Origin of the sequence: Pseudomonas sp. EL_65y_Pfl1_R83 (assembly GCF_963970695.1) — a bacterium.
GTDB classification, from domain to species: domain Bacteria; phylum Pseudomonadota; class Gammaproteobacteria; order Pseudomonadales; family Pseudomonadaceae; genus Aquipseudomonas; species Aquipseudomonas tritici.
The window spans coordinates 159,098-184,946 of sequence record NZ_CAXAQI010000010.1 but is presented as its reverse complement, the minus strand read 5'-3'; the positions used below and the strand labels follow the sequence as shown (position 1 = coordinate 184,946).

Below are 25,849 nucleotides of genomic sequence, written 5' to 3'. Positions count from 1 at the left end.
CCAAATTTCGGATATATGCAATGAAAACTGGTAAAGAACTGAAACCCGGTACAGTGATCCGTCTCGAAAACGACCCTTGGCTGGTTCAGAAAGCTGAGTTCACCAAGTCTGGTCGTAACAGCGCAATCATGAAGACCAAGCTGAAGAACCTGCTGACCGGTTACAAGACCGAGATCGTCTACAGCGCCGATGACAAACTGGACGACGTGATCCTCGACCGCAAAGAAGCGACCCTGTCCTTCATCAGCGGCGACACCTACACGTTCATGGACACCACCGACTACACCATGTACGAGCTGAACGCTGAAGATATCGAAGCCGTTCTGCCGTTCATCGAAGAAGGCATGGAAGACGTCTGCGAAGCTATTTTCTTCGAAGAGCGCCTGGTTTCCGTAGAGCTGCCGACCACCATCGTGCGTAAAGTGGCCTACACCGAAGGTTCCGCTCGCGGCGACACTTCCGGCAAGGTGATGAAGCCTGCCAAGCTGAGCAACGGTACCGAACTGCAAGTGGCCGATTTCATCGAAATCGACGACCTGATCGAGATCGATACCCGCGAAGGCGGTTCGTACAAAGGTCGCGCCAAGAAGTAATTCTGGCCCAGCCGATACGAAAAAAAGCCCGACCTTGTGTCGGGCTTTTTCGTGCGCGTCGTATTGATTACTTCAGGTGTTGCTTCAGTTCGTCCGACGCTTGCAGCAGGGCTGAACGCACCGCTGGCACCTGGCTGACCACATTGAGCAAACCGTAGTCGTGGATCATGCCGTTGTAGCGCACGGCGGTTACCGGCACACCTGCCTGGTCCAACTTGCGGGCATAGGCCTCGCCTTCATCACGCAGCACATCGGCGCCGGCCGTCTGGATCAGCGCGGGCGGCAAGCCTTCGAGCTGAGCAGTGGTGGCCCGCAGCGGCGAGGCATAGATCTCGGCGCGTTGGTTGGCGTCGGTGGTGTAGTTGTCCCAGAACCACTTCATCATGTTGCGGCTGAGGAAGTGCCCTTCGGCGTACTCGTTGTAGGACCCCGTGTCGAAGCTGGCGTCGGTCACCGGCCACAGCAGTAGCTGGAATGTGATCGCCGGCGTGCCCTTGTCCTTGGCCATCAGGCTGACCACGGCCGCCATATTGCCGCCGACACTGTTGCCGGCTACCGCCAGGCGCTTGCCATCGACATTGATCTCTTTGCCGTGCTCGGCCACCCATTTAGTGGCGCCGTAGGCCTGGTTGATCGCCACCGGATAATGCGCTTCCGGCGAAGGCGTGTAGTTGACGAACACCGCCACCGCACCCGAGCCCGCCACCAAATCCCTCACCAGGCGTTCGTGGGTCGGGTAATCCCCCAGCACCCAGCCGCCACCGTGGAAGAACATGAATACCGGCAATGTGCCCTTGACCCCGGCCGGACGCACGATGGTCAGGTCCAGCGGCTTTCCATCGACCTGAATGGTCTTCTGGCTCACATCCGCGGTGGGCAAGGTCAGCTTGACACCGGCCTGGGCGCCAGTGAGTACGGCACGGGCGTCCTTTGGCGTCAGTTGCTCTATCGGTTTACCGGTGCCGGCGTTCAAGGCATCCAGGAAGGCCTGGGTGTTGTGTTCCACATCACCCGTCGCAGCAAAGGCGTGGGTGATGGACAGGGCGAGCAGGGTTCCGGTGAGCGTTTTACCCATTGTGTTCATGTCTTTCTCCAGGGGCGGCCAAGGTCATTAGACGGTCACGTGCAGGCGCACATCGACGTTGCCACGGGTGGCGTTGGAGTACGGGCAGACTTGGTGAGCCGCGTCGACCAGGCTTTGCGCATCGTCCAGGGCCAGGCCCGGCAGGCTGATGTGCAGGTCGATATCCAGGCCGAAACCACCGGGGATCTGGCCAATGCCGACGTGGGTAGTGATCGAGGCATCATCCGGGATCTTGCGTTTGGTCTGGCTGGCGACGAATTTCAGCGCACCGATAAAGCAGGCCGAGTAGCCGGCAGCGAACAGTTGTTCAGGGTTAGTGGCTTGGCCACCGGCACCGCCGAGTTCTTTGGGCGTGGAGAGTTTGACGTCGAGGATGTTGTCGTTGGAAACAGCACGACCATCACGGCCGCCGGTGGCGGTGGCTACTGCGGTGTAGAGCGTTTGCATGGTGTTTTCCTCTTGGCTTGCAGCGCTAAATGTTTGCGCGCTAAGTAGTTGTTGAGGTGAATATATAGCGCTAATGTTTAGCGCGCAATATAAATGTATAAAAAAGTTCGCAATGCGTCGTTTTCTGGCGCCACAAACGAAATGTGGGAGCTGGCTTGCCTGCGATAGCGGTGGATCAGTCACTGAATCAATCGACTGACATACCGCCTTCGCGAGCAAGCTCGCTCCCACATTTTAGATTTTTGATGGCGGGTCTACCGCGTTAGAGGCTGGCTTGCAGGTTGGCACGCAACGCAATCAAGTCGCCTTGTAGCTTGCGCAACTGGTCCAATTCCAAGCCGCTGGCGCCCAGAATGCACTGAGGTATCCCCATGGCCTTGTCCTGTAACGCCCGGCCGGCGTCGGTCAATTCCACCACCACCACGCGCTCATCTTCACGACTGCGTGTTCGGCTGAGCAGGCCTTCGACCTCCAGGCGCTTGAGCAGCGGGGTGAGGGAGCCCGGATCGGTCAGCAAGCGGCTGCTGATTTCGCCGACGGTCAAACCATCCTGTTCCCACAGCACCATCATCGCCAGGTATTGCGGGTAGGTCAGGCCCAGGGCCTGCAACAACGGCTTGTAGACCTTGGTCATCAGCAGCGAGGTGGAGTGCAGGGCGAAGCACAACTGGTTGTCCAGCAGCAGCGATTCGCACGGATCAGGGTTTTTGCTCATGGCGGGGCCTCGAAAAAGCGTGTCTGGGCTGGAATCTAGCGTGCAATTCTTTAATGCGCCAGATAATTCCGTCCGGGCGGTCAGACCAAGCCGTTTTGCAATGCCAGATCCCAGGGCGGCACTGGGCTGAAACGGGTTTTGAGGTATTCCAGCAACAAACGGCTACGTGCATTGGGTTGCTGCTCCAGGCGCAGCGCATAGATCCCGGTGGTCTCGGGGCTGGGCAGGCCGTTTTCGCAAAACAACGGTAACAGCTCGCCGCGCACCAGGTACTCACTGGCGAGCCATGTGGGCAGATGGGCAATCCCCAGCCCCGCCAGCGCGCCGGACAGCAAGGCTTCAGCGTTGTTGGCGCTCATGCGGATGCGCTGCGGGCGATAGGTCGCGCGGCGCCCATCCAGCTCAAAGCGCCAGGCGAACATCGGCGCCAAGCCATCCCAGTCCAGCCCGTCGTGTTCGCTTAGCTCGCGAGGATGCAGCGGCGTGCCACGGCTTTTCAGATAGGCCGGGCTGGCGCAGGCGATGCGTACGATGCTTGCCAGGGGCGTGGCAATCAGCCGGGTGTCGACGATATGCCCGGCGCGCAGCACCAGATCGACCTTGCCCAGGTGCGCGCCCTGCATATCCACAAAGCTGTCGATCAGATGCAGGTGCACGTCCAGCCCCGGATACACATTGAGAAAATCTGCAATCACCGGTGCCAGATGCCGTCGTCCAAACGCTGCCGGCGCATCCACGCGAATCAAGCCTTCCGGCGCATGGCTGAGGGACACCGCTTCGGCGCGCGCCAATTGCAACTCGCTGACAATCCGTCGCGCCCGCTCGGCAAATGCCAGGCCTGCCGGGGTCGGCACCACCGCGTGGGTGCTGCGCTGGAACAGGCGGCTGCCCACTGAGCTTTCCAGGCTGTCGATGCGCCGTGCCACCGCTGAGGGCGTCAGCGGGTGGCGACGTGCGGCGGCGGAAAAGCTGCCGGTCTCCAGTACATCGAGAAACAGGCCAAGCTGATCGGTCAAGGTATTCGGGTTCATTACACAAACGCTTATGCGAGATTGGCACAGCCATTGTGCGTTGCTGTGCGTTTCCACGCCATAGCCGACTGCGTAGCATGCAAGGCATGGGATTGAGGAGTAACGCGCAGTGTTGGATGTAGTGATGTATTTGATCTTGGGCGCAGCCCTCGGCACGGTGGGTGGCCTGTTTGGCATTGGTGGCGGGCTGATTGCGATCCCGGTGCTGGGTGTATTGTTCGGCCTGGATCAACAACTGGCCCAGGGTACGGCGCTGGTGATGGTGGTGCCCAACGTGATGCTTGCGCTGTGGCGCTATCACCAACGTAACCGCATCGAACTGCGGCATGCGCTGCCGTTGGGGATCATGGGTTTCAGTTTTGCCTGGCTCGGTTCGATCTGGGCGGTGGGCCTGGATGCGGGGGCGATGCGCATCGGCTTTATCGTCTTTCTGGGGGTGCTGGCGGCCTATAATCTGCTGCGCATGTTCACCCGCAACGCACCCCCGAGCGCGCAGATGCGTTACTCCTGGCCCTGGCTGGGCGTATTGGGTGCGGCGTCCGGCTCTATGGGCGGTTTGTTTGGCGTGGGGGGCGCGGTGGTCGCCACGCCGGTACTCACCAGCGTGTTTGGCACCAGCCAAGTGATCGCGCAAGGATTGTCGCTGGCCTTGGCGCTGCCCAGCACCGGCGTAACGCTGGTGACCTACGCCTGGCACCAGGAAGTGGACTGGATGATCGGCGTGCCGTTGGCCGTCGGCGGTTTGCTCAGTATCAGTTGGGGGGTGAAGGTGGCGCATGCGTTGCCGGAGCGTGTGTTGCGCGGCTTGTTCTGTGGCTTCCTGGTGGTGTGCGCGGTGATGCTGACCTTTAAAGTCTGAAACCTTCGAGGATGTAGTCCGCCAGGCATTCGGTCATGGGCGAATTCATCTGTGGGTTGCGCAACAAGTGCAGGTTCATCGAGGGCAGAGGTGGCAGGCCCTCGTCCTTGCCAAGTACGCGCAAGTCGTCAGTCACCAGGCTTTCCATGCTGACCATCACCGCCAGGCCGGCGTTGACCACGGCCTGGATCGCCGCCACGTTGGAGCTGTGATAGGCCAGGCGATAATCGCGCCCGGCCGCCTCCAATGCCGACCGCGCCCACTGGGTGTAGAGACAATCGGCACCGGACATCGCCAGTGGCAGGGCTTCATGCTCGTCCGTGCAAAAGCATGGCGCTGCCGCCCAGACCATGCGTTCTGTGCGCAACAGCTCACCGATTTCATTGCCTGGCTCGCGGCTGACAACGGTCAACGCCAAATCCCGCCGCTGCATTAGCACCGGTGAGGATTCGCAGTGCATCTCGATCTGGATCAGCGGATAGGCCTTGGAAAACTGCTTCAGAATCCCAGGCAGGAAACGCATCACGTAGTCATCTGGCGTGCCGATGCGCACCAACCCCACCATGTGCGGCTCACGCAGGGTGTTGAACACTTCGCTGTGCAGTTTCAGGATGCGCCGCGCATACCCCAGCAACACCTGGCCTTCGGGTGTGAGCCGTACCTGGCGACCATCACGTTCGAACAGCTTGCGCTGCAACACGTCTTCTTCCAGGCGCTTCATCTGCATGCTCACCGCCGATTGAGTGCGGTTGACCAATTCCCCGGCGCGGGTAAAACCGCCCTGGTCGGCGATGGCGACGAAGGTGCGCAGCACTTCTGTGTCGATGCTTGGGAAGCTGGACAAATGATCAATCTCTGAGATGTATTGCATAAGAAACATTCGTTGGATTGATCATAAGCCCGGGCACACACTTGCGCCATCCCCACGGGAGGGCGAGAACATGAAAGGTCAAAGAGGTTTTGTATTGCTAGTCAAACGTCCATTTTTCGGGCTGTTTCACAAGATCGCCCGTTGGCAGGTGGTGCACGCGGAGCGGCAGATGCTGGCAACCTTGAGCGATGAGGCGCTCAAGGATATCGGGCTCAATCGCCGCGACGTAGAGCAGGAGCGACACCTGAATTTCTGGCAAGACCCGCTGCGAAAATGATCGCGGATGCAGTAGGGTAGGTGGCGCGCCCACACGGAGAACCCCATGCCCGCCGACCTGTCTTTTTCACTCAAGCAAGCTCGACGCATGGCGCTGGCGGCCCAGGGTTTTTCCGGGCGCCAGGCGCCTGCGCTGATTAAGGCTGCGCAGCTCAACCGGATGATTGAACGCCTCGGCGTGTTGCAGATCGACTCGGTGAACGCCGTGGTGCGCTCGCATTACCTGCCGCTGTTTTCCCGATTGGGCAATTACTCCCCTTTGCTCCTTGAACAGGCGGCCTGGAGCCAGGGCCGGCGGCGTTCGTTGTTCGAATACTGGGGGCATGAGGCGTCACTATTGCCGCTGGCGCTTTACCCGTTGATGCGTTGGCGCATGGTGCGGGCGCAGCAGGGGCAGGGTATCTATTCACAGATGGCGCGTTTTGGTCGGGAGCAGCAGGCCACCATCCAGCGTGTTTTGCAGACCGTTGAACAACAGGGTGCACTGGGTGCCGGCAGCCTGTCGACCCGCGAAGAGCGCGCGGGCCCGTGGTGGGATTGGAGTGATGAAAAACACGCGCTGGAATGGCTGTTTGCTGCTGGCCTCGTGACTGTCGCAGGGCGGCGTGGGTTTGAGCGGCTCTATGATTTGCCGGAACGGGTGATCCCCCGCGAGATGCTTCAAGCCTCTGTGACTGAAACTGAAGCCCAGCGCGGCTTGTTGTTGCACAGTGCGACAGCGTTAGGTGTGGGTACGGAAAAAGACCTGCGCGATTATTTTCGCCTGGACCCTGCCGACAGCCGCAATCGCCTTGCCGAATTGGTCGAGGACGGCCAATTGCTGACCTGCCAGGTGCAAGGCTGGAAACAGCCGGCGTACTGCCTGCCCGAACCCAAAGTGCCGCGCAAAGCCGCGGCCAGCGCATTGCTGTCGCCATTCGATTCGTTGATCTGGGAACGCAGCCGCACCGAGCGCTTGTTTGATTTCCGTTACCGCTTGGAGATATACACGCCACAGGACAAACGCGTCTACGGCTATTACGTGCTGCCGTTTTTGCACAACGAGCGGATCGCCGCGCGCATCGACTTGCGCGCCGAACGCGCCAATGGGCGTTTGGCGGTGCATGCGGTGCATGAGGAAGAGCCGGGGCTTGATGAGGAGGGGATGTTGGCGCTGGCGCTGAATCTGCGGCAGATGGCTGATTGGCTGGGGTTGGAGCAGGTGCTGCTCAATTGCCAAAGGCCGAGTGCCGACCGGTTAAGCGTTGCAATGATCAGCTTGGATGTTGTGCTTTAGGGCGCTATCGGGGCTTGTCCCCGATGGCGCCCTAAAGGCAACTTAAATCTCAGCGCTTGACCTGCTTCAAGGTCTCGGCAATCAAAAACGCCAACTCCAGCGACTGATCGGCATTCATCCGCGGGTCGCAATGGGTGTGATAGCGGTCCGACAAACCCTCTTCAGTAATCGGCCGCGCGCCGCCGATGCATTCGGTGACGTTCTGCCCGGTCATTTCGATATGAATCCCGCCGGCATACGTCCCCTCGGCCTGGTGCACCTGGAAGAAATCCTTCACCTCGCCCAGGATCTGCGCAAAGTCGCGGGTCTTGTAGCCGCTGCTGGCCTTGATGGTGTTGCCATGCATCGGATCGGAGCTCCATAGCACCTGCTTGCCCTCGCGCTGCACCGCACGAATCAGGCCTGGCAGGTGGTCGCCGACCTTGCCGGCGCCCATGCGCGCGATCAGGTTGAGACGGCCGGGGTCGTTGTCCGGGTTGAGGATGTCGATCAAGCGGATCAAGTCATCCGGGTTCATGCTCGGCCCGACCTTGACGCCGATCGGGTTGTTCACCCCGCGCAGGAACTCGACGTGGGCACCGTCCAACTGGCGCGTACGGTCGCCGATCCACAGCATATGCGCCGAGCAGTCGTAGTAGTCGTTGGTCAGGCTGTCACGGCGCACGAAGGCCTGTTCGTAGTTGAGCAGCAGCGCTTCGTGGGCGGTGAAGAAGCTGGTTTCGCGCAGTTGCGGCGAGCTGTCCATGCCGCAGGCGCGCATGAAAGCCAGGGTTTCATCGATGCGGTCGGCCAGTTGGCTGTACTTCTCGGCCAGGGCGGAGTTGGCGATGAAGTCCAGGTTCCACTTGTGCACCTGGTGCAGGTCGGCAAACCCGCCTTGGGCAAACGCGCGCAACAGGTTGAGGGTGGCGGTGGACTGGTGATAGGACTGCAACAAGCGGTCCGGGTCCGGCACGCGGCTTTTTTCATCGAAACCGATGCCGTTGACGATATCGCCGCGATAGGCGGGCAGGGTGATGCCGTCGATGGTCTCGTCGTTGGCCGAACGCGGCTTGGCGAACTGGCCGGCCATGCGCCCGACTTTGACCACCGGGCAGCCGGCGGCGAAGGTCATCACAATGGCCATCTGCAGCAACACCTTGAAGGTGTCGCGGATTTTCGCGGCGGAGAATTCGGCAAAGCTCTCGGCGCAGTCGCCACCTTGCAGCAGGAACGCGCGTCCCTGGGTCACTTCGGCAAACTGGCGACGCAACTCGCGGGCTTCCCCGGCAAACACCAGCGGCGGGTAGCTGGCCAGGCTCTGCTCCACGTGCAGCAGGTGCGCAGCGTCCGGGTACTGGGGTTGTTGCTGGATCGGCAGGGCGCGCCAGCTGTCGGGGCTCCAGGGTTGGCTCATCATGCACTCGATTGTTGATTGACGGTCGGGCGCCAATGTTATCAGCAATTAGTGCGTGACCTGTTGCCGCCGGTTGGCCGACAATCACGCCTTTGCCGTGCAGCAAACCCTTTAGGAGTAATGATGACCGAGGAGCGTGTCGAGCGCCTGCTCGCCGAAGTCCATGATGATTTCGGCATGATCCGTGTGCTCGAAGTGGCCGATTACCGTTTTCTCGAGTTCGGCGATGCCATCGAGCAAAGCTGCGTGTTCACGGCTGACCCGAGCTGGCTGGAGTACGACTACACCCGCGCGATGCTGATCGGCGCGTTGTGCCATGAGCAGCCGGAAAGCGCACTGTTCCTCGGCCTGGGCGCCGGTACGCTGACCCAGGCGTGCCTTAAGTTCCTGCCGCTGGAAGACGTGGAGGCCATCGAGTTGCGTCCCGACGTGCCGCGCCTGGCCATCGAATACCTGGGGCTGGACGATGACCCACGGCTGTATATCCGCGTCGGCGACGCGCTGCAATTGCTCGACACGGCTGAGTCGGCCGACCTGATTTTTGTCGACCTCTACACCGACGTCGGCCCCGGCGTCGGGCACCTGGCCTGGACCTTCCTGGAAAGCTGCCAGAAAAAACTCAACCCCGGCGGCTGGCTGGTGATCAACCAATGGGCCACCGACGATGGCAAACCGTTGGGTGCGGCGTTGTTGCGCGGGTTGTATCACCGGCATTACTGGGAACTGCCGGTGAAGGAGGGGAATGTGATTCTGTTGGTGCCTTCGGAGCTGGATCAGGAACTGGACCTTGGCGCGCTTTCGGCTCGTGCTGAAGCGCTGGCACCGCGGTTGGGCTATTCGTTGCAGTCGCTGATCAAGGCGATTCGGCCGGCAACCTAGTCGCCTGTTCTGACGCTTTCGCAAGCAAGTCGAAGCGTCGAACCGCCGCTCCCACATTCGACCGCATTGCTACAGGATGCACGCAGTCAAAATGTGGGAGCGGGCTTGCCCGCGAAGAGGCCATCACTGTCGACGGCTAATTCAGGTTATTCATATACCCTTGAACACCCCCGGCCGCTTCTCAATCATCGCCCGTACACCTTCCTTGGCATCCTCGCTGTTAAGCAATTTATCCACCACAGGCGGCAAAGCCGCTGCCGCGACGGCTTCGCCTTCCATATGCGCCAGCCGTGCCGACATCAACGTGGCCTGCACACCCAGCGGTGCCTGCCGCGCGATACGGTTAGCCAGTTCGACGGCGCGCGGCAACAAATCTTCGCTGGCCATTACTTCCTGCACCAAACCCAAGCGCAGCGCGTCATGGGCGTCGAATTCATCGCCGGTCAGCAGCCAGCGCATCGCATTGCCCCAGCCAGCGACCTGATGAAAGCGCAGCGTCGCGCCGCCAAACGGAAAGATACCGCGCTGCACTTCCATCTGCGCAAAGCGCGTATTGCTCGCGCACAGGTTGATGTCCGCCGCCAGCATCAGCTCGATACCGATGGTCAGGCAGTAGCCCTGGGCCGCGACGATCACCGGTTTGCTCACACGGGGGCCGGCAAACACGCCCCAGGGATCGCAGCCCCCCAGCGGTGGTTGCCAACCGACGGCCATCACCGCGCTGACATTGGCCAGGTCCAGCCCGGCAGTGAAGTGATCACCATGGGCAAATACCACCGCCACCCGCGCATCGGCATTTCGATCAAATTCACCATATGCCAGGCTCAGTTCGTTGAGCAGGTCCAGGTCGAAAGCGTTGCGTTTGGCTACCCGGTCCAGGCCCAACAGCAGGACATGGCCCTGCAGTTCTCGGCTGACGCGGCTGCTGCTGGCTTGATTCATCGGGTGTGCCCTCGGGCGCGGGGAAGGGTTTCAGACCAAAGGGTCGGAAGGGTTGGGTGAACCGTTTAAGCGTTGTGACCAACAGGGCCGGGCCTTTGAAAAATAGACCTAACGCGTGTTATCTGCAAAGACTGTGACGCAGCGCGGTTTATCAGTGCTTTACGATAAAAAAAGCTCCCTTTTTCAGCTATTTCCGGTATAGTGCGCGCCGGCCTTTAACCGGGCCGCGTTTAGGTAGCGCAATTCCCCGAAGTCAGCTTCGGCTGCACGTCCGCACAGCGGACTCTTCCTTGACGAATCTTTTTCATTCATTCGTTTTCGCAAATCCCCGCCGACAAAGCAGCCAGGGCGACTCTTGAGTCTCAACACGGCATGCGCAGCTTTGGAGCATGGGTCTTTGCGGATGCACTTAGAGGCAGACCCATGACCCAGGAAACCGGCGGCTTCGCCGCTTTTAATCTTAACCCGAACATTCTCGCTGCCGTCATCGCGACCGGCTACGAAGAACCTTCGGCGATTCAGCAGCAATCGATCCCGATCATCATGGCCGGCCAGGACATGATTGGCCAGGCGCAAACCGGTACTGGTAAAACCGCCGCGTTCGCCCTGCCTATCCTGCACTGCATCGATCCTGCCAAGCGCGAACCGCAAGCCCTGATCCTGGCGCCAACTCGTGAGTTGGCGCTGCAAGTAGCAACCGCTTTTGAAACCTACGCCAAGCAAATGCCAGGCGTTACCGTTGTGGCTGTTTACGGCGGCGCGCCGATGGGCCCGCAACTGAAAGCAATCCGTAACGGCGCACAGATCGTTGTCGCCACCCCGGGCCGTCTGTGCGACCACCTGCGTCGCGACGAGAAAGTCCTGTCGACCGTGAACCACTTGGTTCTCGACGAAGCTGACGAAATGTTGAAGCTGGGCTTCATGGATGACCTGGAAGTCATCTTCAAGGCGCTGCCACCAACCCGTCAGACCGTCCTGTTCTCGGCTACCCTGCCACAGTCGATCCGTGCCATTGCCGAACGCCACCTGCGCGATCCGCAACACGTGAAGATCCAGACCAAGACTCAGACCGTTACCGCGATCGAACAGGCTCACCTGTTGGTTCACGCTGACCAGAAGACCTCGGCTGTATTGAGTCTGCTGGAAGTCGAAGACTTCGACGCCCTGATCATGTTCGTGCGCACCAAACAAGCGACCCTTGACCTGGCCAGTGCCCTGGAAGCCAAAGGCTACAAAGCCGCTGCGCTGAACGGTGACATCGCCCAGAACCAACGTGAGCGCGTGATCGACTCCCTCAAGGATGGCCGTCTGGACATCGTTGTGGCGACCGACGTTGCTGCACGTGGTCTCGACGTTCCACGTATCACCCACGTGTTCAACGTTGACATGCCGTACGACCCAGAGTCCTACGTTCACCGTATCGGCCGTACTGGCCGTGCCGGTCGCGAAGGTCGTGCACTGCTGCTGGTGACTCCACGTGAGCGCCGCATGCTGCAAGTGATCGAGCGTGTTACCGGTCAGAAAGTCGCTGAAGTCCGCCTGCCGGATGCCCAGGCCGTTCTGGATGCTCGCATCAAGAAACTGACCAACAGCCTGTCGCCGCTGGTGGCTGACGCTGAATCGACCCACGGCGAATTGCTTGACCGCCTGACCGCCGATATCGGTTGCACCCCACGTGCCCTGGCTGCAGCCCTGCTGCGTAAAGCGACCAACGGTCAAGCATTGACCCTGGCAGCCATCGAGAAAGAACGCCCACTGGTGCCGAACAACGCGCCACGCGGTGATCGTCCAGAGCGTACTGGCGACCGTCCAGACCGTGGTGATCGTGAGCGTCGCGCTCCGGTTCCATTGGCTGAAGGCCGTGCTCGTTGCCGTACCGCGCTGGGCGCGCGTGACGGTATCGCTGCCAAGAACCTGCTCGGCGCTATCCTCAACGAGGGTGGCCTGGCACGTGAAGCCATCGGTCGCATCCAGGTCCGTGACAGCTTCTCCCTGGTGGAGCTGCCGGAAGATGGTCTGGAAAAACTGCTGGCCAAGCTGAAAGACACTCGCGTTGCCGGTAAGCAGTTGAAGCTGCGTCGCTACCGCGAAGATTGATCCGCCTCTGGGCTGATTGATCGCACATAAAAAATCCCCGACTGGTTCGGGGATTTTTTTGTCTGGCATTTGAGGTTTTGGATTTGTATCCAAGTTAATGTGGGAGCGAGCGAGCCCGCTCCCCACATTTAGATGTCTGTCAGCCGAAGCGGTAGATGTCCATGCCGAGGGCGCCCATGGTGAACCCCTGGTGCGCCACGCTGAAATCGCCACCGGCGCCACGTGCAAAGTACAGCGGCAACAAATGCTCATCGCTGGGATGGCTACGTACCGCATGCGGTGCCTGACGGCGATAGTCGTGCAGCGCGTTCTCATCGTTGGCCGCCAGCTTGTCCACCACCCAGTCCCGGAAATCCCGCGCCCAGGGCTCTATGCTCTCAGGCCCCGCGTGCCAGTCCAGTTCGCCCAGGTTATGGGTGATGCTGCCCGAGCCGATCAATAGCACACCTCTGTCGCGCAGGCTGGCAAGCGCATGCCCGACCCGTGTCTGCAGAGCAGGGCCCATGCGGCTGGGCAGGGAAACCTGCACCACTGGAATGTCTGCCGCCGGGTACATCAGCGAGAGCGGCACCCAAGTGCCGTGGTCGAACGGGCGTTGGTCGTCTAGGCGTGCATTCAAACCATCGGCGTGCAGCCGCTCGACTATCTCGCCGGCCAACTGCGGATCGCCCGGCGCGGGGTATTGCACGGCAAACAATTCGCGGGGGAAGCCACCAAAGTCGTGCCAGGTGTCAGGCGCGGCGTTGCCGCTGACCATGAGCTCATGGCTCTCCCAATGCGCCGACACCACCACGATTGCTTTCGGCCGTGGCATCTCAGCGGCGAGTCGCTGGAGCGCCGGGCCGCTGGCGCCGGGTTGCAGGGCGAGCATGGGCGAACCGTGGGAGATAAACAGGCTGGGGAACATAAGGGGGGTCCTGAGCGTTAACATGGGCCCATCTTTAATCAGATCATTGATCTAAATCTAATATAAGTTTTAGCACCATTTGATCGAATTTTTGGGGGCATATCCATGGAGCCTGAGTTTTGGCGGGCGCGCTGGGCGCGCAATCAGATCGGCTTTCATTTGCCCGAGGTCAATCCTTACCTGCAACGGCACTGGCCGCAGTTGGCACTCGCCAAGGGCGCCAAAGTGCTGGTGCCATTGTGTGGCAAAAGCCTGGACCTGATGTGGCTGGCCAGCCTGGGGTTTCGGGTGCTGGGCGTGGAGCTGTCGGAGCAGGCGGTGGAAGCCTTCTTCACTGGGCAGAATCTGACACCGCGCATCACCCAGCGGGGCATGTTCAAGGTGTATCAGGCTGATTTGATCGAAGTGTGGTGCGGCGATTTCTTCGCGCTGGGCGCCGAAGCGCTGGCCGATTGCACGGCGCTGTATGACCGTGCCGCGCTGATCGCCTTGCCGCCGCTGATGCGTGCGCAGTATGCCGAGCACCTGAATACGCTTTTGCGGCCGGGTTGCCAGGGGCTGCTGATCACCCTCGATTACGACCAGACGCAAAAAGCCGGCCCGCCGTTTGCGGTGACGGATGAGGAGGTGAAGGTGCTGTTTGGCGCGGACTGGGCCCTGAAGGTACTGGAAGAGCAAGACATTCTGGGCGAGAGCTGGAAGTTCGTGCAGGACGGCGTTACGCGGCTGGAAGAGCGTGGGTATCAAATGATCAGGTGCTGACCCTGCTAGCGATGGCCATCGGTATCTACACATTCTAAATGTGATATCGCGTAGCAGAGGCTCGCTCTAGAGGTGTAGATACCTATGCCGCGATGGTCAAAGACGCACCCACGAAAAAGGGGCGATCAGATCGCCCCTTTCGGTGTCACTACCGAGCTATCAGCCCCGACGACGCAGTGCGTCGATACGCTCTTCCAGTGGCGGGTGGCTCATGAACAGGCGAGCCATGCCCTGCTTGATGCCACCGTTGATACCAAAGGCCGTCAGGCTGTCCGGCATATGCACCGGCAGGCCCTGTTCGGAGCGCAGGTGTTGCAGCGCTGCGATCATCGCCCCGGTACCCGCCAGGCGGGCACCGGCTTCGTCTGCGCGGAATTCCCGTTTGCGCGAGAACCACATGGTGATCGCGCTGGCCAGGAAGCCCAGCACGATTTCGGCGAAGATGGTTGCCACGAAGTAGGCAATACCGCGGCCTTCTTCGTTCTTGAAGATCACCTTGTCGACAAAGTTGCCGATGATCCGCGCGAAGAACATCACGAAGGTGTTCACCACGCCTTGGACCAGCGCCAGGGTGACCATGTCACCGTTGGCCACGTGGCCGATCTCGTGGGCCAGCACCGCCTTCACTTCATCGTACGAGAAGCGTTCCAGCATGCCCTGGCTGACCGCAACGAGTGCGTCGTTCTTGTTCCAGCCGGTGGCAAATGCGTTGGCTTCATAGGCCGGGAAGATCCCGACCTCGGGCATCTTGATGCCGGCTTCGCGGGACAATTGCTCGACGGTCTGCAGCAACCATTGCTCATGCCGGGTACGTGGCTGGGTGATCACCTGGGTGCTGGTGCTCATTTTCGCCATCCACTTGGAGATGAACAGCGAGAACAGCGAGCCGGCAAAACCAAAGACCGCACAGAAAACCAGCAGCTGATTGAGGTTCAGGTCAACCCCGTTGGCCGCCATGAACCCATTGAAGCCGAAAAGGCTCAAGGTAATGCTGGCAATCAGCACGACCGCAAGGTTAGTGGCCAAGAACAGCAGGATGCGCATCATGGTTGTAGGGTTCTCCTCATGCTTAATATGTCGCGTACTGCGGGGTATATAAGGTGCGGCATGGGGTGATTCAACCGAGCGACTATTTCAAACTGTGTCCTACAGCCTGAATGTAGAGCCTTGAAGGGATTTTCCGACGCGAAAAAGCCGCCTTGATCGGCTCACCCATACCTTCCAGCCCAGTAAATATAGGGGGGAGATAGCTTTTGCTGCGCCAGCAAACGGCTGGAACGGAGAAGGGGCAGAGAAGTGTTGCCAGATACTCGCTGTACGACCGATTGTCGATCGTACAGCGCCGTTTCCGTTACTGGCGATAGGACTTGAGGAAGCTACCGATGCGACCAATGGCCATCTCCAGGTCATCCACACGCGGCAATGTCACCACGCGGAAGTGATCCGGCCACGGCCAGTTGAACGCCGTGCCTTGCACCACCAGCAGTTTTTCCGAGAGCAGCAGATCGAGCACAAACTTCTCGTCGTTGAGAATCGGGCACACCTTCGGGTCGATGCGCGGGAAGGCGTACAGCGCGCCCATGGGTTTCACGCAGCTCACGCCCGGGATTGCGTTGAGCAGTTCCCAGGTGCGATTACGCTGTTCCAGAAGGCGACCTTGGGGCAAGATCAGGTCGTTGATGCTCTGGTAGCCGCCCAGCGCGGTCTGGATCGCGTGCTGGCTGGGCACGTTGGCACACAGGCGCATGTTGGCCAGTATGTCGATACCTTCGATGTAACTTTGCGCGTTGTGCTTGGGGCCGGAGATGGCGATCCAGCCGGAGCGAAACCCCGCCACGCGGTAGGACTTGGACAGGCCGTTGAAGGTCAGGCACAGCAGGTCTGGCGCCAGCGACGCGGTGCAGATGTGCACGGCGTCGTCGTAGAGGATCTTGTCGTAGATCTCGTCGGAGAACACCACCAGATTGTGCTGGCGCGCCAGTTCGAGCATGCCCAGCAACACCTCCTTGGAATACACGGCGCCGGTCGGGTTGTTCGGGTTGATGATCACCAGGGCCTTGGTGTTTGGGGTGATCTTGGCCTTGATGTCGGCCAGGTCCGGAAACCAGTCTGCGCCTTCGTCACACAGGTAGTGCACCGGGTGGCCACCGGACAGGGTCACGGCGGCGGTCCACAGCGGGTAGTCCGGCGCCGGCACCAGCACTTCGTCGCCATTGTTGAGTAGGGCCTGCATGGACATCACGATCAGCTCGGACACGCCATTGCCCAGGTAGATGTCTTCGATGCCAACACCTTCGACCTGCTTTTGCTGGTAGTACTGCATCACCGCTTTACGCGCGCTGAACAGGCCTTTGGAGTCGCTGTAGCCCTGGGCGGTGGGCAGGTTGCGGATCACGTCCTGGAGGATCTCGTCCGGCGCTTCGAAACCAAAGGGCGCCGGGTTGCCAATGTTCAGCTTGAGGATGCGATGGCCTTCCTCTTCCAGGCGTTTGGCGTGCTTGAGCACTGGGCCGCGAATGTCATAGCAGACGTTGGCGAGCTTGTTCGATTTGCTGACCTGCATGGCGATGTGATCCTGAAAATGAACGATCCAGACGGTGTGGACACTACCGTACTGTGAATCCCGCGGGGCCGCCCCCATAAATACGTTTGAATGCCGGTAGCGCGGGTGCCAGACTGGCGTTTTGAAGAGGCGCAATCATACGTGCCGCCTGATCTACGGAAAAGACACAGATCAGGCTTTTTCAGTTGCCGAGGTGTACCGATGGAAAAGCTGCAGAAGACCATTGATGAATGGAAAGCCATGCTCGACCCCGAGCAGTACAACGTATGTCGTCTCAAGGGTACCGAGCGACCTTTCAGCGGCAAGTACAACGCCACCAAGACGGACGGTGTGTACCACTGCATCTGCTGCAACGAGCCGCTGTTCGATTCGACCACCAAGTTTGATTCCGGCTGCGGCTGGCCCAGTTTCTACGCGCCGATTGCCGACAGCGCGATGATCGAAATCCGTGACGTCAGCCACGGCATGATCCGCACCGAAGTCACCTGCGCCAAATGCGATGCCCACCTGGGCCATGTATTCCCCGACGGTCCGCCGCCGACTGGCCTGCGTTATTGCATCAATTCGGTGTGCCTGGACCTCGTCCCGCGTTGATAAAACCTCTGTAGGCGTCCGGCAAGCCTGGCTCCTACAGGGGGAGGTGATAATGGGATATCAATGCGGTCAATCAAATTGCACGCAATTGAATTGCCTACTATGTTTATCCCTCTCTCCCCCTTATCAAGGCACTGCCATGAATGACAACCTGCTGAGCATCCCTTGCACCACCATCAAAGGTGAGCAAAAGACCTTGGCCGATTTTTCCGGCAAGGCCATCCTGGTGGTGAACACCGCCAGCAAGTGTGGCTTTACCCCGCAGTACAAGGGACTGGAGCAACTCTGGCAGCAGTACAAGGATCAGGGGCTGGTGGTATTGGGTTTCCCTTGCAACCAGTTCGGCAAGCAGGAACCGGGTAACGAAGGGGCGATCTCCGAATTCTGCGAGCTGAATTTCGGCGTCAGCTTCCCGCTGTTCAAGAAAATCGACGTGAACGGCAGCGATGCCCACCCGCTGTTCGTGCAACTGAAACAACAGGCGCCGGGCCTGCTCGGCTCCAAAGGCATCAAGTGGAACTTCACCAAGTTCCTCATCGGTCGTGAAGGCCAGGTAGTCAAGCGTTTTGCCCCGACCACCAAGCCGCATGACCTGACTCAAGAGATCGAAGCCCTGCTCAAATGAGTGTATCCCTGGCCCTCGATAACCAGCTGTGTTTCAAGCTCTATGCCGCGTCCAGGGCGGTGACCCGCGCCTACAAGCCGATGCTGGATCAACTGGGCCTGACCTACCCGCAATACCTGGTGATGCTGGTGTTGTGGGAATGGCACGACACAGCCCCCGCGCAACCCACGGTCAAGGCGTTGGGCGAGCGCTTGATGCTGGATTCGGGCACGCTGACGCCGTTGCTCAAGCGCCTTGAGCACCTTACGTGGGTCAAGCGCCAGCGCAGCGCCAAGGATGAGCGGGAAGTGCACCTGAGCCTCAGCGAAAGCGGTGTGCAGTTGCGCGTCCAGGCCCATGCGCTCAAGACCCGGCTGCTGTGCGACAGCGGCATCGACCTGAACCAGGCCGATGCCTTGCGCGACGGCTTGGACCAGTTGCTGCTGCAGGTCAGAGACTTGTCGTCTTCGGCACCCACAAGTCCAGCAAACCGCTGAGTTCCTCGCGCCGAAACGGCTTGGCCAGGTAGTCATTCATGCCCGCGGCCCGGCAACGCTCGCGCTCTTCGGACAGGGCGTTGGCGGTCAACGCGACGATCGGCAGGTCCGGCCAGCGGCCGCTGCGACGAATCTGCCGGCTGGCTTCGTAACCGTCCATCACCGGCATATTGCAGTCCATCAACACCATGTCGAAGTGTTGTTCTTCTAGAAACTTGAGCGCCTCCCCACCGTGTGCGGCCACGATCACTTCACACCCCAGTTTGTTGAGCATGCCTTTGGCGACCAGTTGGTTGACCGCGTTGTCCTCCACCAGCAGGATGCGCGCCCGGCGTGCCAGGGGCACGGCTTCCATCTGGATGGGATCAAGGATGAGTTGGTTATCGCTGCGCAAGTTACGTTCCAGGATTTGATACAACGCATTGCGGCTCAGCGGGCGCGCCTGTTGTTGCAACGGCCCCAGTGCCGCGACTTCTTCGCTGGGCATGAAATTGCCATAGGCGGTCACCAGCAGGATCGGCGCGGTGATGGAAGGCCGCAGGCGGAATAAGCATTCGGGGCAGTCGGTGATCAGCAAGTCCGGCGTTTGCCCGCTTAAATCCTCATCACGCGGGTAGCAGTGGGGTGTCAGCCCCCAGTGGGGCAGGAGGGTGGTCAGCAGTTCCGTCAGGCCGCTGCCGGCACTGGTAATGGCGATCACCTCACCCTTGAGCGGCACCTGTTGAACGGCGGGCAAATGGATCGGCAACGGCAGGTCGGCGCAGAACTGGCTGCCGAAGCCGACCTCCGAGCTGATGCTCAGTCGGCCTTGCATCGCTTCGCACAGGTTGTGCGTCAACGCCAAACCGAGACCCGTGCCGCCAAACTGGCGTGTGATACCGGCTCCGGCCTGGGTGAACGGTTGGAAAATCTTTACCTGGGCTTCCTGCGCAATGCCGATGCCGGTATCACAGACCTCGATGCGCACTCGGCCATCCAGCGCGCTGAGGCGCACATCGACCCGGCCGAAGCGCGTGAATTTCAAGGCGTTGGACAGCAGGTTACTGACGATTTGCCGCACACGGGTCGGGTCGCCCAGCACCTGGGCGGGAAACTGCGGGTCGATCAGGCAGGTCAGTTCCACACTCGGCGCCGCGTTTTGTGACAGCAGGTTAGCGGTGTCCTCCACCAGCGAGCCGAGGTCGAAAGGGATGCGTTCCAGCTCCAGTTGGCCAGCATCGAACTTGGACAGGTCGAGGATATCGTTGAGCAACTCCACCAGCACTTTGCCCGAGTCATGGGCGATAGACAGTTGCTGACGCTGTTCGGCGTTGAGCGGGCTGTCCAGCGACAGTGCGATCATCCCCAGCAGGCCGTTGAGCGGGGTGCGAATTTCATGGCTCATGTTGGCCAGGAACGCCGCACGCGCCTGGGCCATGCCCAATGCATGCATCTTCGCCGCCTCCAATTCGTCGTTGGACTGGCTCAGCCGCTGGTTGCTGGCCTTGAGCTCCAGGGTGCGCGCGGAGACAATGTCCTCCAATTGCCCCAGGTATTCGGTCAGTCGATCTTCCGCGTGGCGGCGTTGCTGGATCTCCGTCTCCATGTTTTCGAATTGTTGGTTGGCAACATTCACCAGTACGCCGATTTCGTCGTGTTCATGGCCCGGCGGGCAATCCAGGCGTGCCTGTCTGCGGTTGCTCAGCTCGCGAATAATGCGCACCAGTGGCTGGGTCAACATGACGTAGAACAGACCCAGCAGGATGCCGGTCAGCAGCAGGCTGCGGGTAAACCCGTTGAGCAGGGTGATCTCGGCACGGCGCAGGAAGCGGCTGCCAAAGGCATAAGTGTCCACGTCCAGACGTAGCACGCCGAGGGACTCGTTGGGCATAGGGTTCAGGAACAGCTGATCTTCAAACTGGCGGTTGGCACCAAACAGAAAATCGCTGAGGGGGCGGTAGGTGTTTTCTTTACGCGGCCGGTCTACATCCGCCAGTACCACGCCATTATTGTCGATCAACTGGGCATGGATGATGGCGGGGGAGCGCAGCAGGCCCAGGGTCAGTTCCTGAGCCAATTCGGCGTCGATGTTGTAGGCGATGCGTGACGCGGGGTTGTGGCTGATTTCGATCAGCGAGCGAATTTCACGGTTGATGGATGCGTCTTCGCTGGCATAATCAATGCCGATTTGGATCAGGCTGAGTAAGGTTCCCAACACGAAACCGACCAGCACAGTCAATCTGGCTTGTTTATAAGACAAGCGGTGGGCGAACTTGATATCCATCGAGTGTTGAACCACTTTACGTTTCCCTTCGCCCGGCAAGCATAGCTGAACATCCACAGGCTTTGGCTTACCCGGCATGAATCGTTTTTACGCAGCCTTGTGCGGTCTGCCGCAGGGCTGCCAATACGCCATCTTTTGCAAGAACTTGCCAGAGGAATAATTGTGGATTCTCGATTGAGTGCCTTTCTTGAGCGGGCCGATGCAGTGCTCGCCCGCCTCGAACCCTTATTGCCCGCACCACGCCAGACCATCGATTGGAACCAGTGCCTGGCTGCCCGCTGGCAGCGCGAAGGCCGCAGTGGTTTCCTGTTGCCGTTGGACGTGAGCCTGGACATGCGCCTGTCGGACCTGATCGGTGTCGACAAGCAACGTGAAACGCTGGCGCGCAACACCCAACAATTCATCGATGGCCTGCCCGCCAATCATGCGCTGCTATGGGGCTCGCGTGGCACGGGTAAATCGTCAATGGTGCGCGCCTTGCTGGCGCAGCACGCCAAGGCCGGTTTGCGCCTGATCGAGATCGAACGCGACCATCTGGCCGACCTGCCGCGTGTGGTCGAGCAACTGCTCAAGCTGCCGCAGCGTTTTATCCTGTTCTGCGACGACCTGTCATTCGAGGCAGGCGAAGGCGATTACCGTGTGCTGAAAAGCGTGCTCGACGGCTCCCTCGAACAGGCCCCGGAAAACGTGCTGCTGTACGCCACTTCCAACCGCCGTCACTTGGTGCCGGAAAACCAGAGCGACAATGACAACTGGAAACGCGTGGATGGTGAGTTGCACCCAAGCGAAGCGGTGGAAGACAAGATCGCCTTGTCCGACCGTTTTGGCTTGTGGCTTTCGTTTTACCCATTTACCCAGGAACACTTCCTGGATGTCGTGGAGCACTGGATCGGCGAACTGGCGAGCAAGGCCGGTTTGCAGTGGCAGCGCGATGAAGCGCTAGACATTCTTGCGGTACGCTGGGCTACCGGACGCGGCAACCGCAACGGTCGTTGCGCGTACCAATTCGCTCGTTACTGGGTCGGCCTCAAATTACTGGAACGTCAACCATGATTGATTTACAAAGCGCCGGTACTGGCCTTGATGGCTATGCCATGCTCTGCGCGCAACTGGCGTCGTTGCTGGCCGATGAGCGAGATTTCATCGCCAACAGTGCGCAGTTTTCTGCCTTCCTGTTCAACCAGCTGGACGATTTGAACTGGGCCGGTTTTTACCTTAACCGTGACGAAGAACTGGTACTTGGCCCGTTCCAGGGCCAGATCGCCTGCGTGCGCATACCGTTCGGCCGCGGGGTGTGCGGTGCGGCGGCGGCGACGCGGCAGACCCAGCGGGTGGAGGATGTGCATGCGTTCCCTGGGCATATCGCCTGTGACAGCGCATCGAACAGCGAGCTGGTGGTACCCCTGGTCAAGGACGGCAAATTGATCGGCGTCCTTGACCTCGATAGCCCGTCGTTGGCGCGTTTTACCCCTCAGGACCAGGCGGGCATTGAACAGCTGGCAGCAATTTTCCTGCGCTTGACCAACTGCTGATCACGTAAGGGGCGGTAGCCGCCCCTTGCTGGCATCGAGTTCTTGAAGCTGCATTTGCAGCAACCTCTCCAGTTCCAGCATGAGCTTTTCCAAGGCTTTCGCACTGGCTTCAATCAACGCCCAGTCATCACCGCGGGCACAGGCTTGTTCAAGGGTTTCGCACTGCCTGGCCAAGGGGGTCGCCTGAACAATGCGGGCAGCACCTTTGATTTTGTGAGCCTGCTCAATGATTTCCAGGAGCGAGGCATGTGCACTAATCAGCGCAGTCAGTTCCTGACGATCATGTCGGCTGCTGCTCAACAGTTCCTCCAGCAAACGCCAGCTCAACTGTGGATCGCCGCCGGTCAGGGCCTCGAAGTTGCCGAGGTCCAGGTGCAGGTCGCTGTGTTGAGGGGCGATCTTCGCCAGTTGCCGCTCCAATGCCGTCAGGCTGATCGGTTTGAACAGGCAATCGTTCATACCGGCTTCGGCGCAGCGTTGCTTCTCTTCGGGCTGGGCATTGGCGGTAAAACCCAGTACCACGCACGGCGCGAGTTGCTCACGCTGTTCGTATTCCCGGATCGAGCGACTCAGCTCGTAGCCATTCATGATGGGCATGTTGCAGTCGGCGATGATCAGGTCGAAGCGTTCCTGGCGCCAGGCCTGGAAACCGGTGGCGCCGTTTTGGGCGGCGGTGAACTGGTGTCCCAGGTAACCCAGTTGCTGGCACATCAGCAAGCGGTTGGCGGGATGATCGTCCACCACCAGCACATTGAGCACTGGCGCGGTCGCAGGGGCTTCGGGTTTCGGTTCGACCGTTGCCTGTTCCGGCTGCAGGCGCGTCATGTTCAAGCTGACATGCACCTGAGTGCCCACCATGGGCACGCTGCTCAGGCTCAGTTGCCCGCCCATCATTTCACACAGGCTGCGGCAGATCACCAGCCCAAGGCCTGCACCGCTCCTGGCGAGCAGCCCGGAATTGTCGGCCTGGGCAAAGGGTTCGAAAAGGCGTAACTGGTCATCCCGGCTGATGCCTATCCCGGTATCCTCGACCACCAGTTTCATCTCGACTTGCTGCGCCAGTGCTGTGGGCAATACCTCAACCTTGATTTTGACCTGGCCGCGCTCGGTGAACTTGATCGCGTTGCTGACGAGGTTGGACAGTACCTGCTTGAACCGCAGCGGGTCGATCAACACATCGGTGTCATCCAGGTTGGGCTTGAACTCAAGGGACAGGCTGAGGGTTTTCTGGCGGGCCAGGCCGTCGAACACACGCACCACCGACTCGATCACTTCTCGCAGGTTCACGCGCTCCGGCGCCAGGCTGAGGCGGCCGGATTCGATGCGCGCGATGTCGAGTATATCGCCGATCAGTTCCAGCAGGTCCTTGGCCGAGTTGTACGCCACTTCGATCGCCGGGCGATCAAGGTGGCCTTGGTCGGCGCGCTTGAGGGTCAGTTCGAGCATGCCGATCACCGCGTTCATCGGTGTGCGGATTTCATGGCTCATGGTGGCGAGGAATGTGCTCTTGGCCCGGTTGGCTTCGTCGGCGCGCTCTTTGGCGGCACGGATTTCGTCGAACAATTGGCGCCGCTCGCTGATGTCAATCCAGCCACCAATGATGCCCTGCACCTCTGCGGTAGAGTCGCGGTATGGCAGGATCCAGTGGTAGATCGTCAGTTTTTTTCCGCGGATATACAGGGTGCGATCAAGGATCAGCGGGTTGCCTTCGGCCATCACCCGCTGGTAATCGGCGTGATATTGAACCGCGTCGGTTTGAAGGGCCTCGCTCATCTGGATGGCGCTTTTGCCGATCACATCCTCGCGCTTGACGCCGAAGACCTGCAGGTAGCTGTCATTGCAGGTCTGCAGCAGGCCTTTACGGTCTCGCACGTAGATCGGATGCGGGGTTTCATTGACGAGCGCGCGCATGAACTCGAACTGGTCACTGAGCGCGCGTTCGGCCATCTTGCGGTGTTTGATCTGGCGACGCATGTAGGCGTTCCAGCACAGGGAAACCAACAGCAAAAGCCCGGTACCGATAATGATGCGTGCGATCAGTTGGTGATAGTTGCGCCAGTAGCTATCGGAGGCGGAGGTGTAGCCTCGCCAGCGACTGTTGACCCCCAGTTCATCCGGGGCAATGCTTAGCAAGGCCTTGTCGAGAATCGAGCTGAGTTCGGTGGCACTGCGCGCTGTGGCCAGGGCAAACGTGGCTGGAAAGGTGCCGATAGTGGTGCTGATCTGCAGTTTGTCCTGGAACACCTGGGACGACAGGAAATAGTTGGCGACCACTAGAGAGTTCACCGCACCTTCCACGTGCCCTTGGACCAGCATTTCGGAGGCCTTGAAAGTATCGCTGGCTTGTACCAGTTGGATCTGTGGAAAGTCGCGGCGCAGGACGGGTTCCAGAGGGTTGCCCGGGGTGATCGCCAAGCGCTTGCCGGCCATCTGCTCCAGGCTCGAGGGCGCATCGGGCTCTTTACGTGTCAGCAGTACGTAGGAGTTTTCCAGGTAAGGTCGGCTGAAGTTCAGTTGCGCTTCCCGTTCAGCGCTGGGCACGATTGCGCCGATGATATCGACCTTGCCGGCGGCCACCTGTTCGATCATCGCATTCACGTCACGCCCGCGCTGAATGTCGAAACGCAGTCCGGTGCGCAGGCGAACCAACTCCAGCAAATCGGCGGTAATGCCACGAAAATTGCCGTCGGCATCGAAGAACGTCAAGGGCGCGAAGGTTTCGTTCACTGCCACTTTGACCACCGGGTGGTCCTTCAACCAACGCTCCTCACGTTGAGTCAGTTGCAGTTTCTCGTCGGTCAGCAGGATGTCGCTGCCGGCGCTCCAGCGCTTGGCGATCGCTTCGCGTTCAGCGGTAGGCACGGCTGTCATTACCGCATCGACGATACTTAAGAAGGTGCGCTGCTGCTGGGGGATGGCAAAGCTGAACCCATAGGCCTCGTGCTTGCCGAAATTGGCCATGCGGATATTCTTCAGGTAGCCCTTGTTGATCATGTAATGGGTGGAAATGGTATCGCCGAGAAACACGTCCGCTTGGTCGAATGCCACCGCATTCAAGGCATTTTGATAAGAGGGATAGACGCGGATGCTCGCCTGCGGGTAAAGCTTTTCTACTTCGCCCAGTGGCAGGTAGTGGTAGACCAAAGCCAAGCGCATCCCGGCCAGGCCATCCTTGAGGCTGCGGGTCTCGCCTTCACGGGTGACCAGTACCGGCTGGTCCACTGCATAGGGTTCAGACAGCGTGAGGTTCGGATTTGCCGCCTCAAAGCCGTTGGACGATCCCAGCAAGTCGATTTCCCCCGTTTCAAGGGCGCGGATCGCCGCTTCTCGGGAGGGGTAGCGCAAGACTTTCATCGGCAGGGCCAGTGCCTTGGCCAGCAGGCCGGCGTAATCGGCGGTGAGTCCCTCGTAGTCGCGGCCGCTGGACGTGAGGTCGAAGGGTGGATAATCAGGGGAGGCGGTGCCCAGCACCAACTCGCGTTTGTTTTCCAGCCATTGGCGTTGGGCCTTGTTCAGGTGGGTTTCCAGTTGAACCGAGCCTGCACGGCTCAACAAGGTGAAGTGTTCCGGGTCCGCTGGGTGGTTCGCGAGCACGACGGTGCTGAAGCACAAGCCGGCACTCAATGTAATCAGATAGTCCTTTATACGCCTGGGCATCCGC

Annotated in this window: 24 protein-coding genes; 12 read left to right on the top strand and 12 right to left on the bottom strand. The window is 60.0% G+C overall.

Going from position 1 to position 25,849, the window contains the following annotated elements; all coding sequences use genetic code 11:
- Positions 1 to 20: 20 nt before the first annotated feature.
- On the top strand, positions 21 to 593 hold the full coding sequence (locus tag AACY08_RS16535) for an elongation factor P (protein ID WP_003172723.1): 573 nt from the start codon (positions 21 to 23) through the stop codon (positions 591 to 593).
- A gap of 67 nt (positions 594 to 660) precedes the next feature.
- On the opposite strand, the gene AACY08_RS16530 is transcribed toward AACY08_RS16535, so the two are convergent.
- The 4 genes from AACY08_RS16530 to AACY08_RS16515 form a co-directional block, all read right to left on the bottom strand.
- Positions 661 to 1,677, bottom strand: a complete 1,017-nt coding sequence (locus AACY08_RS16530; protein WP_339470434.1) for an alpha/beta hydrolase — start codon at positions 1,675 to 1,677, stop codon at positions 661 to 663.
- A gap of 27 nt (positions 1,678 to 1,704) precedes the next feature.
- The gene (locus tag AACY08_RS16525; protein ID WP_339470433.1) at positions 1,705 to 2,124 is read right to left on the bottom strand and encodes an organic hydroperoxide resistance protein; all 420 of its coding nucleotides are present in this window, start codon (positions 2,122 to 2,124) and stop codon (positions 1,705 to 1,707) included.
- 262 nt (positions 2,125 to 2,386) lie between these two features.
- Positions 2,387 to 2,839, bottom strand: a complete 453-nt coding sequence (locus AACY08_RS16520) for a MarR family winged helix-turn-helix transcriptional regulator (protein WP_339470432.1) — start codon at positions 2,837 to 2,839, stop codon at positions 2,387 to 2,389.
- Positions 2,840 to 2,919: 80 nt separating this feature from the next.
- On the bottom strand, positions 2,920 to 3,870 hold the full coding sequence (locus tag AACY08_RS16515; RefSeq protein WP_102060865.1) for a LysR family transcriptional regulator: 951 nt from the start codon (positions 3,868 to 3,870) through the stop codon (positions 2,920 to 2,922).
- A 109-nt stretch (positions 3,871 to 3,979) separates the two neighbouring features.
- Between AACY08_RS16515 and AACY08_RS16510 the strand changes: the two genes are divergently transcribed.
- Positions 3,980 to 4,729, top strand: coding sequence for a sulfite exporter TauE/SafE family protein (locus tag AACY08_RS16510; RefSeq protein WP_339470430.1), 750 nt, complete (start codon positions 3,980 to 3,982; stop codon positions 4,727 to 4,729).
- Here the strand turns inward: AACY08_RS16510 and AACY08_RS16505 are convergent.
- Positions 4,719 to 5,600: a LysR substrate-binding domain-containing protein gene (locus AACY08_RS16505; protein WP_339470428.1), complete on the bottom strand. Its 882-nt coding sequence runs from the start codon at positions 5,598 to 5,600 to the stop codon at positions 4,719 to 4,721. The genes AACY08_RS16510 and AACY08_RS16505 overlap by 11 nt on opposite strands.
- Positions 5,601 to 5,670: 70 nt before the next feature.
- On the opposite strand from AACY08_RS16505, the gene AACY08_RS16500 reads away from it, so the two are divergent.
- Both AACY08_RS16500 and AACY08_RS16495 read left to right on the top strand, forming a co-directional pair.
- Complete coding sequence (locus AACY08_RS16500) at positions 5,671 to 5,877, top strand: DUF1127 domain-containing protein (RefSeq protein WP_339427785.1); 207 nt, start codon at positions 5,671 to 5,673, stop codon at positions 5,875 to 5,877.
- Positions 5,878 to 5,922: 45 nt separating this feature from the next.
- A complete protein-coding gene (locus AACY08_RS16495; protein ID WP_339470427.1) occupies positions 5,923 to 7,152 on the top strand; it encodes a winged helix-turn-helix domain-containing protein in 1,230 nt (409 codons plus the stop codon).
- Positions 7,153 to 7,201: 49 nt separating this feature from the next.
- On the opposite strand, the gene AACY08_RS16490 is transcribed toward AACY08_RS16495, so the two are convergent.
- Positions 7,202 to 8,548, bottom strand: a complete 1,347-nt coding sequence (locus tag AACY08_RS16490) for a class II 3-deoxy-7-phosphoheptulonate synthase (protein ID WP_339470425.1) — start codon at positions 8,546 to 8,548, stop codon at positions 7,202 to 7,204.
- Positions 8,549 to 8,671: 123 nt separating this feature from the next.
- On the opposite strand from AACY08_RS16490, the gene AACY08_RS16485 reads away from it, so the two are divergent.
- Positions 8,672 to 9,427, top strand: a complete 756-nt coding sequence (locus AACY08_RS16485; protein WP_339470424.1) for a spermidine synthase — start codon at positions 8,672 to 8,674, stop codon at positions 9,425 to 9,427.
- Between the two features lie 150 nt (positions 9,428 to 9,577).
- On the opposite strand, the gene AACY08_RS16480 is transcribed toward AACY08_RS16485, so the two are convergent.
- Positions 9,578 to 10,369, bottom strand: coding sequence for a crotonase/enoyl-CoA hydratase family protein (locus tag AACY08_RS16480; protein WP_339470423.1), 792 nt, complete (start codon positions 10,367 to 10,369; stop codon positions 9,578 to 9,580).
- Positions 10,370 to 10,792: 423 nt separating this feature from the next.
- Here AACY08_RS16480 and AACY08_RS16475 point away from each other — a divergent pair, with 423 nt between their 5' ends.
- Positions 10,793 to 12,466, top strand: coding sequence for a DEAD/DEAH box helicase (locus AACY08_RS16475; protein ID WP_053255160.1), 1,674 nt, complete (start codon positions 10,793 to 10,795; stop codon positions 12,464 to 12,466).
- Between the two features lie 139 nt (positions 12,467 to 12,605).
- Here AACY08_RS16475 and AACY08_RS16470 read toward each other — a convergent pair whose 3' ends face one another.
- Complete coding sequence (locus tag AACY08_RS16470; RefSeq protein WP_339470422.1) at positions 12,606 to 13,373, bottom strand: DODA-type extradiol aromatic ring-opening family dioxygenase; 768 nt, start codon at positions 13,371 to 13,373, stop codon at positions 12,606 to 12,608.
- Positions 13,374 to 13,478: 105 nt separating this feature from the next.
- On the opposite strand from AACY08_RS16470, the gene AACY08_RS16465 reads away from it, so the two are divergent.
- Positions 13,479 to 14,135 carry a thiopurine S-methyltransferase gene (locus AACY08_RS16465; RefSeq protein ID WP_339470421.1) on the top strand — a complete coding sequence of 219 codons (657 nt, stop codon included), beginning with the start codon at positions 13,479 to 13,481 and terminating at the stop codon, positions 14,133 to 14,135.
- Positions 14,136 to 14,294: 159 nt separating this feature from the next.
- Here AACY08_RS16465 and htpX read toward each other — a convergent pair whose 3' ends face one another.
- Both htpX and AACY08_RS16455 read right to left on the bottom strand, forming a co-directional pair.
- The gene (htpX, locus tag AACY08_RS16460; RefSeq protein WP_339470419.1) at positions 14,295 to 15,182 is read right to left on the bottom strand and encodes a protease HtpX; all 888 of its coding nucleotides are present in this window, start codon (positions 15,180 to 15,182) and stop codon (positions 14,295 to 14,297) included.
- A gap of 304 nt (positions 15,183 to 15,486) precedes the next feature.
- Positions 15,487 to 16,698 (bottom strand): pyridoxal phosphate-dependent aminotransferase, encoded by a 1,212-nt coding sequence (locus AACY08_RS16455; protein ID WP_339470418.1) that lies wholly within the window; start codon positions 16,696 to 16,698, stop codon positions 15,487 to 15,489.
- A gap of 201 nt (positions 16,699 to 16,899) precedes the next feature.
- On the opposite strand from AACY08_RS16455, the gene msrB reads away from it, so the two are divergent.
- The 3 genes from msrB to AACY08_RS16440 all read left to right on the top strand — a co-directional run bounded on the left by msrB (position 16,900) and on the right by AACY08_RS16440 (position 18,393).
- Positions 16,900 to 17,292 (top strand): peptide-methionine (R)-S-oxide reductase MsrB, encoded by a 393-nt coding sequence (msrB, locus tag AACY08_RS16450; protein WP_017849410.1) that lies wholly within the window; start codon positions 16,900 to 16,902, stop codon positions 17,290 to 17,292.
- A gap of 139 nt (positions 17,293 to 17,431) precedes the next feature.
- Complete coding sequence (locus AACY08_RS16445; protein WP_339470415.1) at positions 17,432 to 17,917, top strand: glutathione peroxidase; 486 nt, start codon at positions 17,432 to 17,434, stop codon at positions 17,915 to 17,917.
- Complete coding sequence (locus AACY08_RS16440; RefSeq protein ID WP_339470414.1) at positions 17,914 to 18,393, top strand: MarR family winged helix-turn-helix transcriptional regulator; 480 nt, start codon at positions 17,914 to 17,916, stop codon at positions 18,391 to 18,393. The genes AACY08_RS16445 and AACY08_RS16440 overlap by 4 nt, the downstream gene beginning before the upstream one ends.
- Here the strand turns inward: AACY08_RS16440 and AACY08_RS16435 are convergent.
- Positions 18,347 to 20,656 carry a hybrid sensor histidine kinase/response regulator gene (locus AACY08_RS16435; protein ID WP_339470413.1) on the bottom strand — a complete coding sequence of 770 codons (2,310 nt, stop codon included), beginning with the start codon at positions 20,654 to 20,656 and terminating at the stop codon, positions 18,347 to 18,349. The genes AACY08_RS16440 and AACY08_RS16435 overlap by 47 nt on opposite strands.
- Positions 20,657 to 20,818: 162 nt before the next feature.
- On the opposite strand from AACY08_RS16435, the gene AACY08_RS16430 reads away from it, so the two are divergent.
- The gene (locus tag AACY08_RS16430) at positions 20,819 to 21,709 is read left to right on the top strand and encodes an ATP-binding protein (RefSeq protein WP_049709281.1); all 891 of its coding nucleotides are present in this window, start codon (positions 20,819 to 20,821) and stop codon (positions 21,707 to 21,709) included.
- Positions 21,706 to 22,188: a GAF domain-containing protein gene (locus tag AACY08_RS16425; protein WP_339470411.1), complete on the top strand. Its 483-nt coding sequence runs from the start codon at positions 21,706 to 21,708 to the stop codon at positions 22,186 to 22,188. The genes AACY08_RS16430 and AACY08_RS16425 overlap by 4 nt, the downstream gene beginning before the upstream one ends.
- Here AACY08_RS16425 and AACY08_RS16420 read toward each other — a convergent pair whose 3' ends face one another.
- The gene (locus AACY08_RS16420) at positions 22,189 to 25,845 is read right to left on the bottom strand and encodes a transporter substrate-binding domain-containing protein (RefSeq protein ID WP_339470410.1); all 3,657 of its coding nucleotides are present in this window, start codon (positions 25,843 to 25,845) and stop codon (positions 22,189 to 22,191) included.
- Positions 25,846 to 25,849 lie beyond the last annotated feature (4 nt).

What these genes read in the sequence shown, in the direction of transcription:
- AACY08_RS16480 (WP_339470423.1), bottom strand. Translation starts at nt 10,369, where the DNA reads ATGAATCAAGCCAGCAGCAGCCGCGTCAGCCGAGAACTGCAGGGCCAT.
- AACY08_RS16445 (WP_339470415.1), top strand. Translation starts at nt 17,432, where the DNA reads ATGAATGACAACCTGCTGAGCATCCCTTGCACCACCATCAAAGGTGAG.
- msrB (WP_017849410.1), top strand. Translation starts at nt 16,900, where the DNA reads ATGGAAAAGCTGCAGAAGACCATTGATGAATGGAAAGCCATGCTCGAC.
- AACY08_RS16525 (WP_339470433.1), bottom strand. Translation starts at nt 2,124, where the DNA reads ATGCAAACGCTCTACACCGCAGTAGCCACCGCCACCGGCGGCCGTGAT.
- AACY08_RS16500 (WP_339427785.1), top strand. Translation starts at nt 5,671, where the DNA reads ATGAAAGGTCAAAGAGGTTTTGTATTGCTAGTCAAACGTCCATTTTTC.
- AACY08_RS16520 (WP_339470432.1), bottom strand. Translation starts at nt 2,839, where the DNA reads ATGAGCAAAAACCCTGATCCGTGCGAATCGCTGCTGCTGGACAACCAG.
- AACY08_RS16440 (WP_339470414.1), top strand. Translation starts at nt 17,914, where the DNA reads ATGAGTGTATCCCTGGCCCTCGATAACCAGCTGTGTTTCAAGCTCTAT.
- AACY08_RS16485 (WP_339470424.1), top strand. Translation starts at nt 8,672, where the DNA reads ATGACCGAGGAGCGTGTCGAGCGCCTGCTCGCCGAAGTCCATGATGAT.
- AACY08_RS16490 (WP_339470425.1), bottom strand. Translation starts at nt 8,548, where the DNA reads ATGAGCCAACCCTGGAGCCCCGACAGCTGGCGCGCCCTGCCGATCCAG.
- AACY08_RS16495 (WP_339470427.1), top strand. Translation starts at nt 5,923, where the DNA reads ATGCCCGCCGACCTGTCTTTTTCACTCAAGCAAGCTCGACGCATGGCG.
- AACY08_RS16530 (WP_339470434.1), bottom strand. Translation starts at nt 1,677, where the DNA reads ATGAACACAATGGGTAAAACGCTCACCGGAACCCTGCTCGCCCTGTCC.
- AACY08_RS16435 (WP_339470413.1), bottom strand. Translation starts at nt 20,656, where the DNA reads ATGGATATCAAGTTCGCCCACCGCTTGTCTTATAAACAAGCCAGATTG.
- htpX (WP_339470419.1), bottom strand. Translation starts at nt 15,182, where the DNA reads ATGATGCGCATCCTGCTGTTCTTGGCCACTAACCTTGCGGTCGTGCTG.
- AACY08_RS16465 (WP_339470421.1), top strand. Translation starts at nt 13,479, where the DNA reads ATGGAGCCTGAGTTTTGGCGGGCGCGCTGGGCGCGCAATCAGATCGGC.
- AACY08_RS16535 (WP_003172723.1), top strand. Translation starts at nt 21, where the DNA reads ATGAAAACTGGTAAAGAACTGAAACCCGGTACAGTGATCCGTCTCGAA.
- AACY08_RS16470 (WP_339470422.1), bottom strand. Translation starts at nt 13,373, where the DNA reads ATGTTCCCCAGCCTGTTTATCTCCCACGGTTCGCCCATGCTCGCCCTG.
- AACY08_RS16455 (WP_339470418.1), bottom strand. Translation starts at nt 16,698, where the DNA reads ATGCAGGTCAGCAAATCGAACAAGCTCGCCAACGTCTGCTATGACATT.
- AACY08_RS16505 (WP_339470428.1), bottom strand. Translation starts at nt 5,600, where the DNA reads ATGCAATACATCTCAGAGATTGATCATTTGTCCAGCTTCCCAAGCATC.
- AACY08_RS16420 (WP_339470410.1), bottom strand. Translation starts at nt 25,845, where the DNA reads ATGCCCAGGCGTATAAAGGACTATCTGATTACATTGAGTGCCGGCTTG.
- AACY08_RS16425 (WP_339470411.1), top strand. Translation starts at nt 21,706, where the DNA reads ATGATTGATTTACAAAGCGCCGGTACTGGCCTTGATGGCTATGCCATG.
- AACY08_RS16475 (WP_053255160.1), top strand. Translation starts at nt 10,793, where the DNA reads ATGACCCAGGAAACCGGCGGCTTCGCCGCTTTTAATCTTAACCCGAAC.
- AACY08_RS16515 (WP_102060865.1), bottom strand. Translation starts at nt 3,870, where the DNA reads ATGAACCCGAATACCTTGACCGATCAGCTTGGCCTGTTTCTCGATGTA.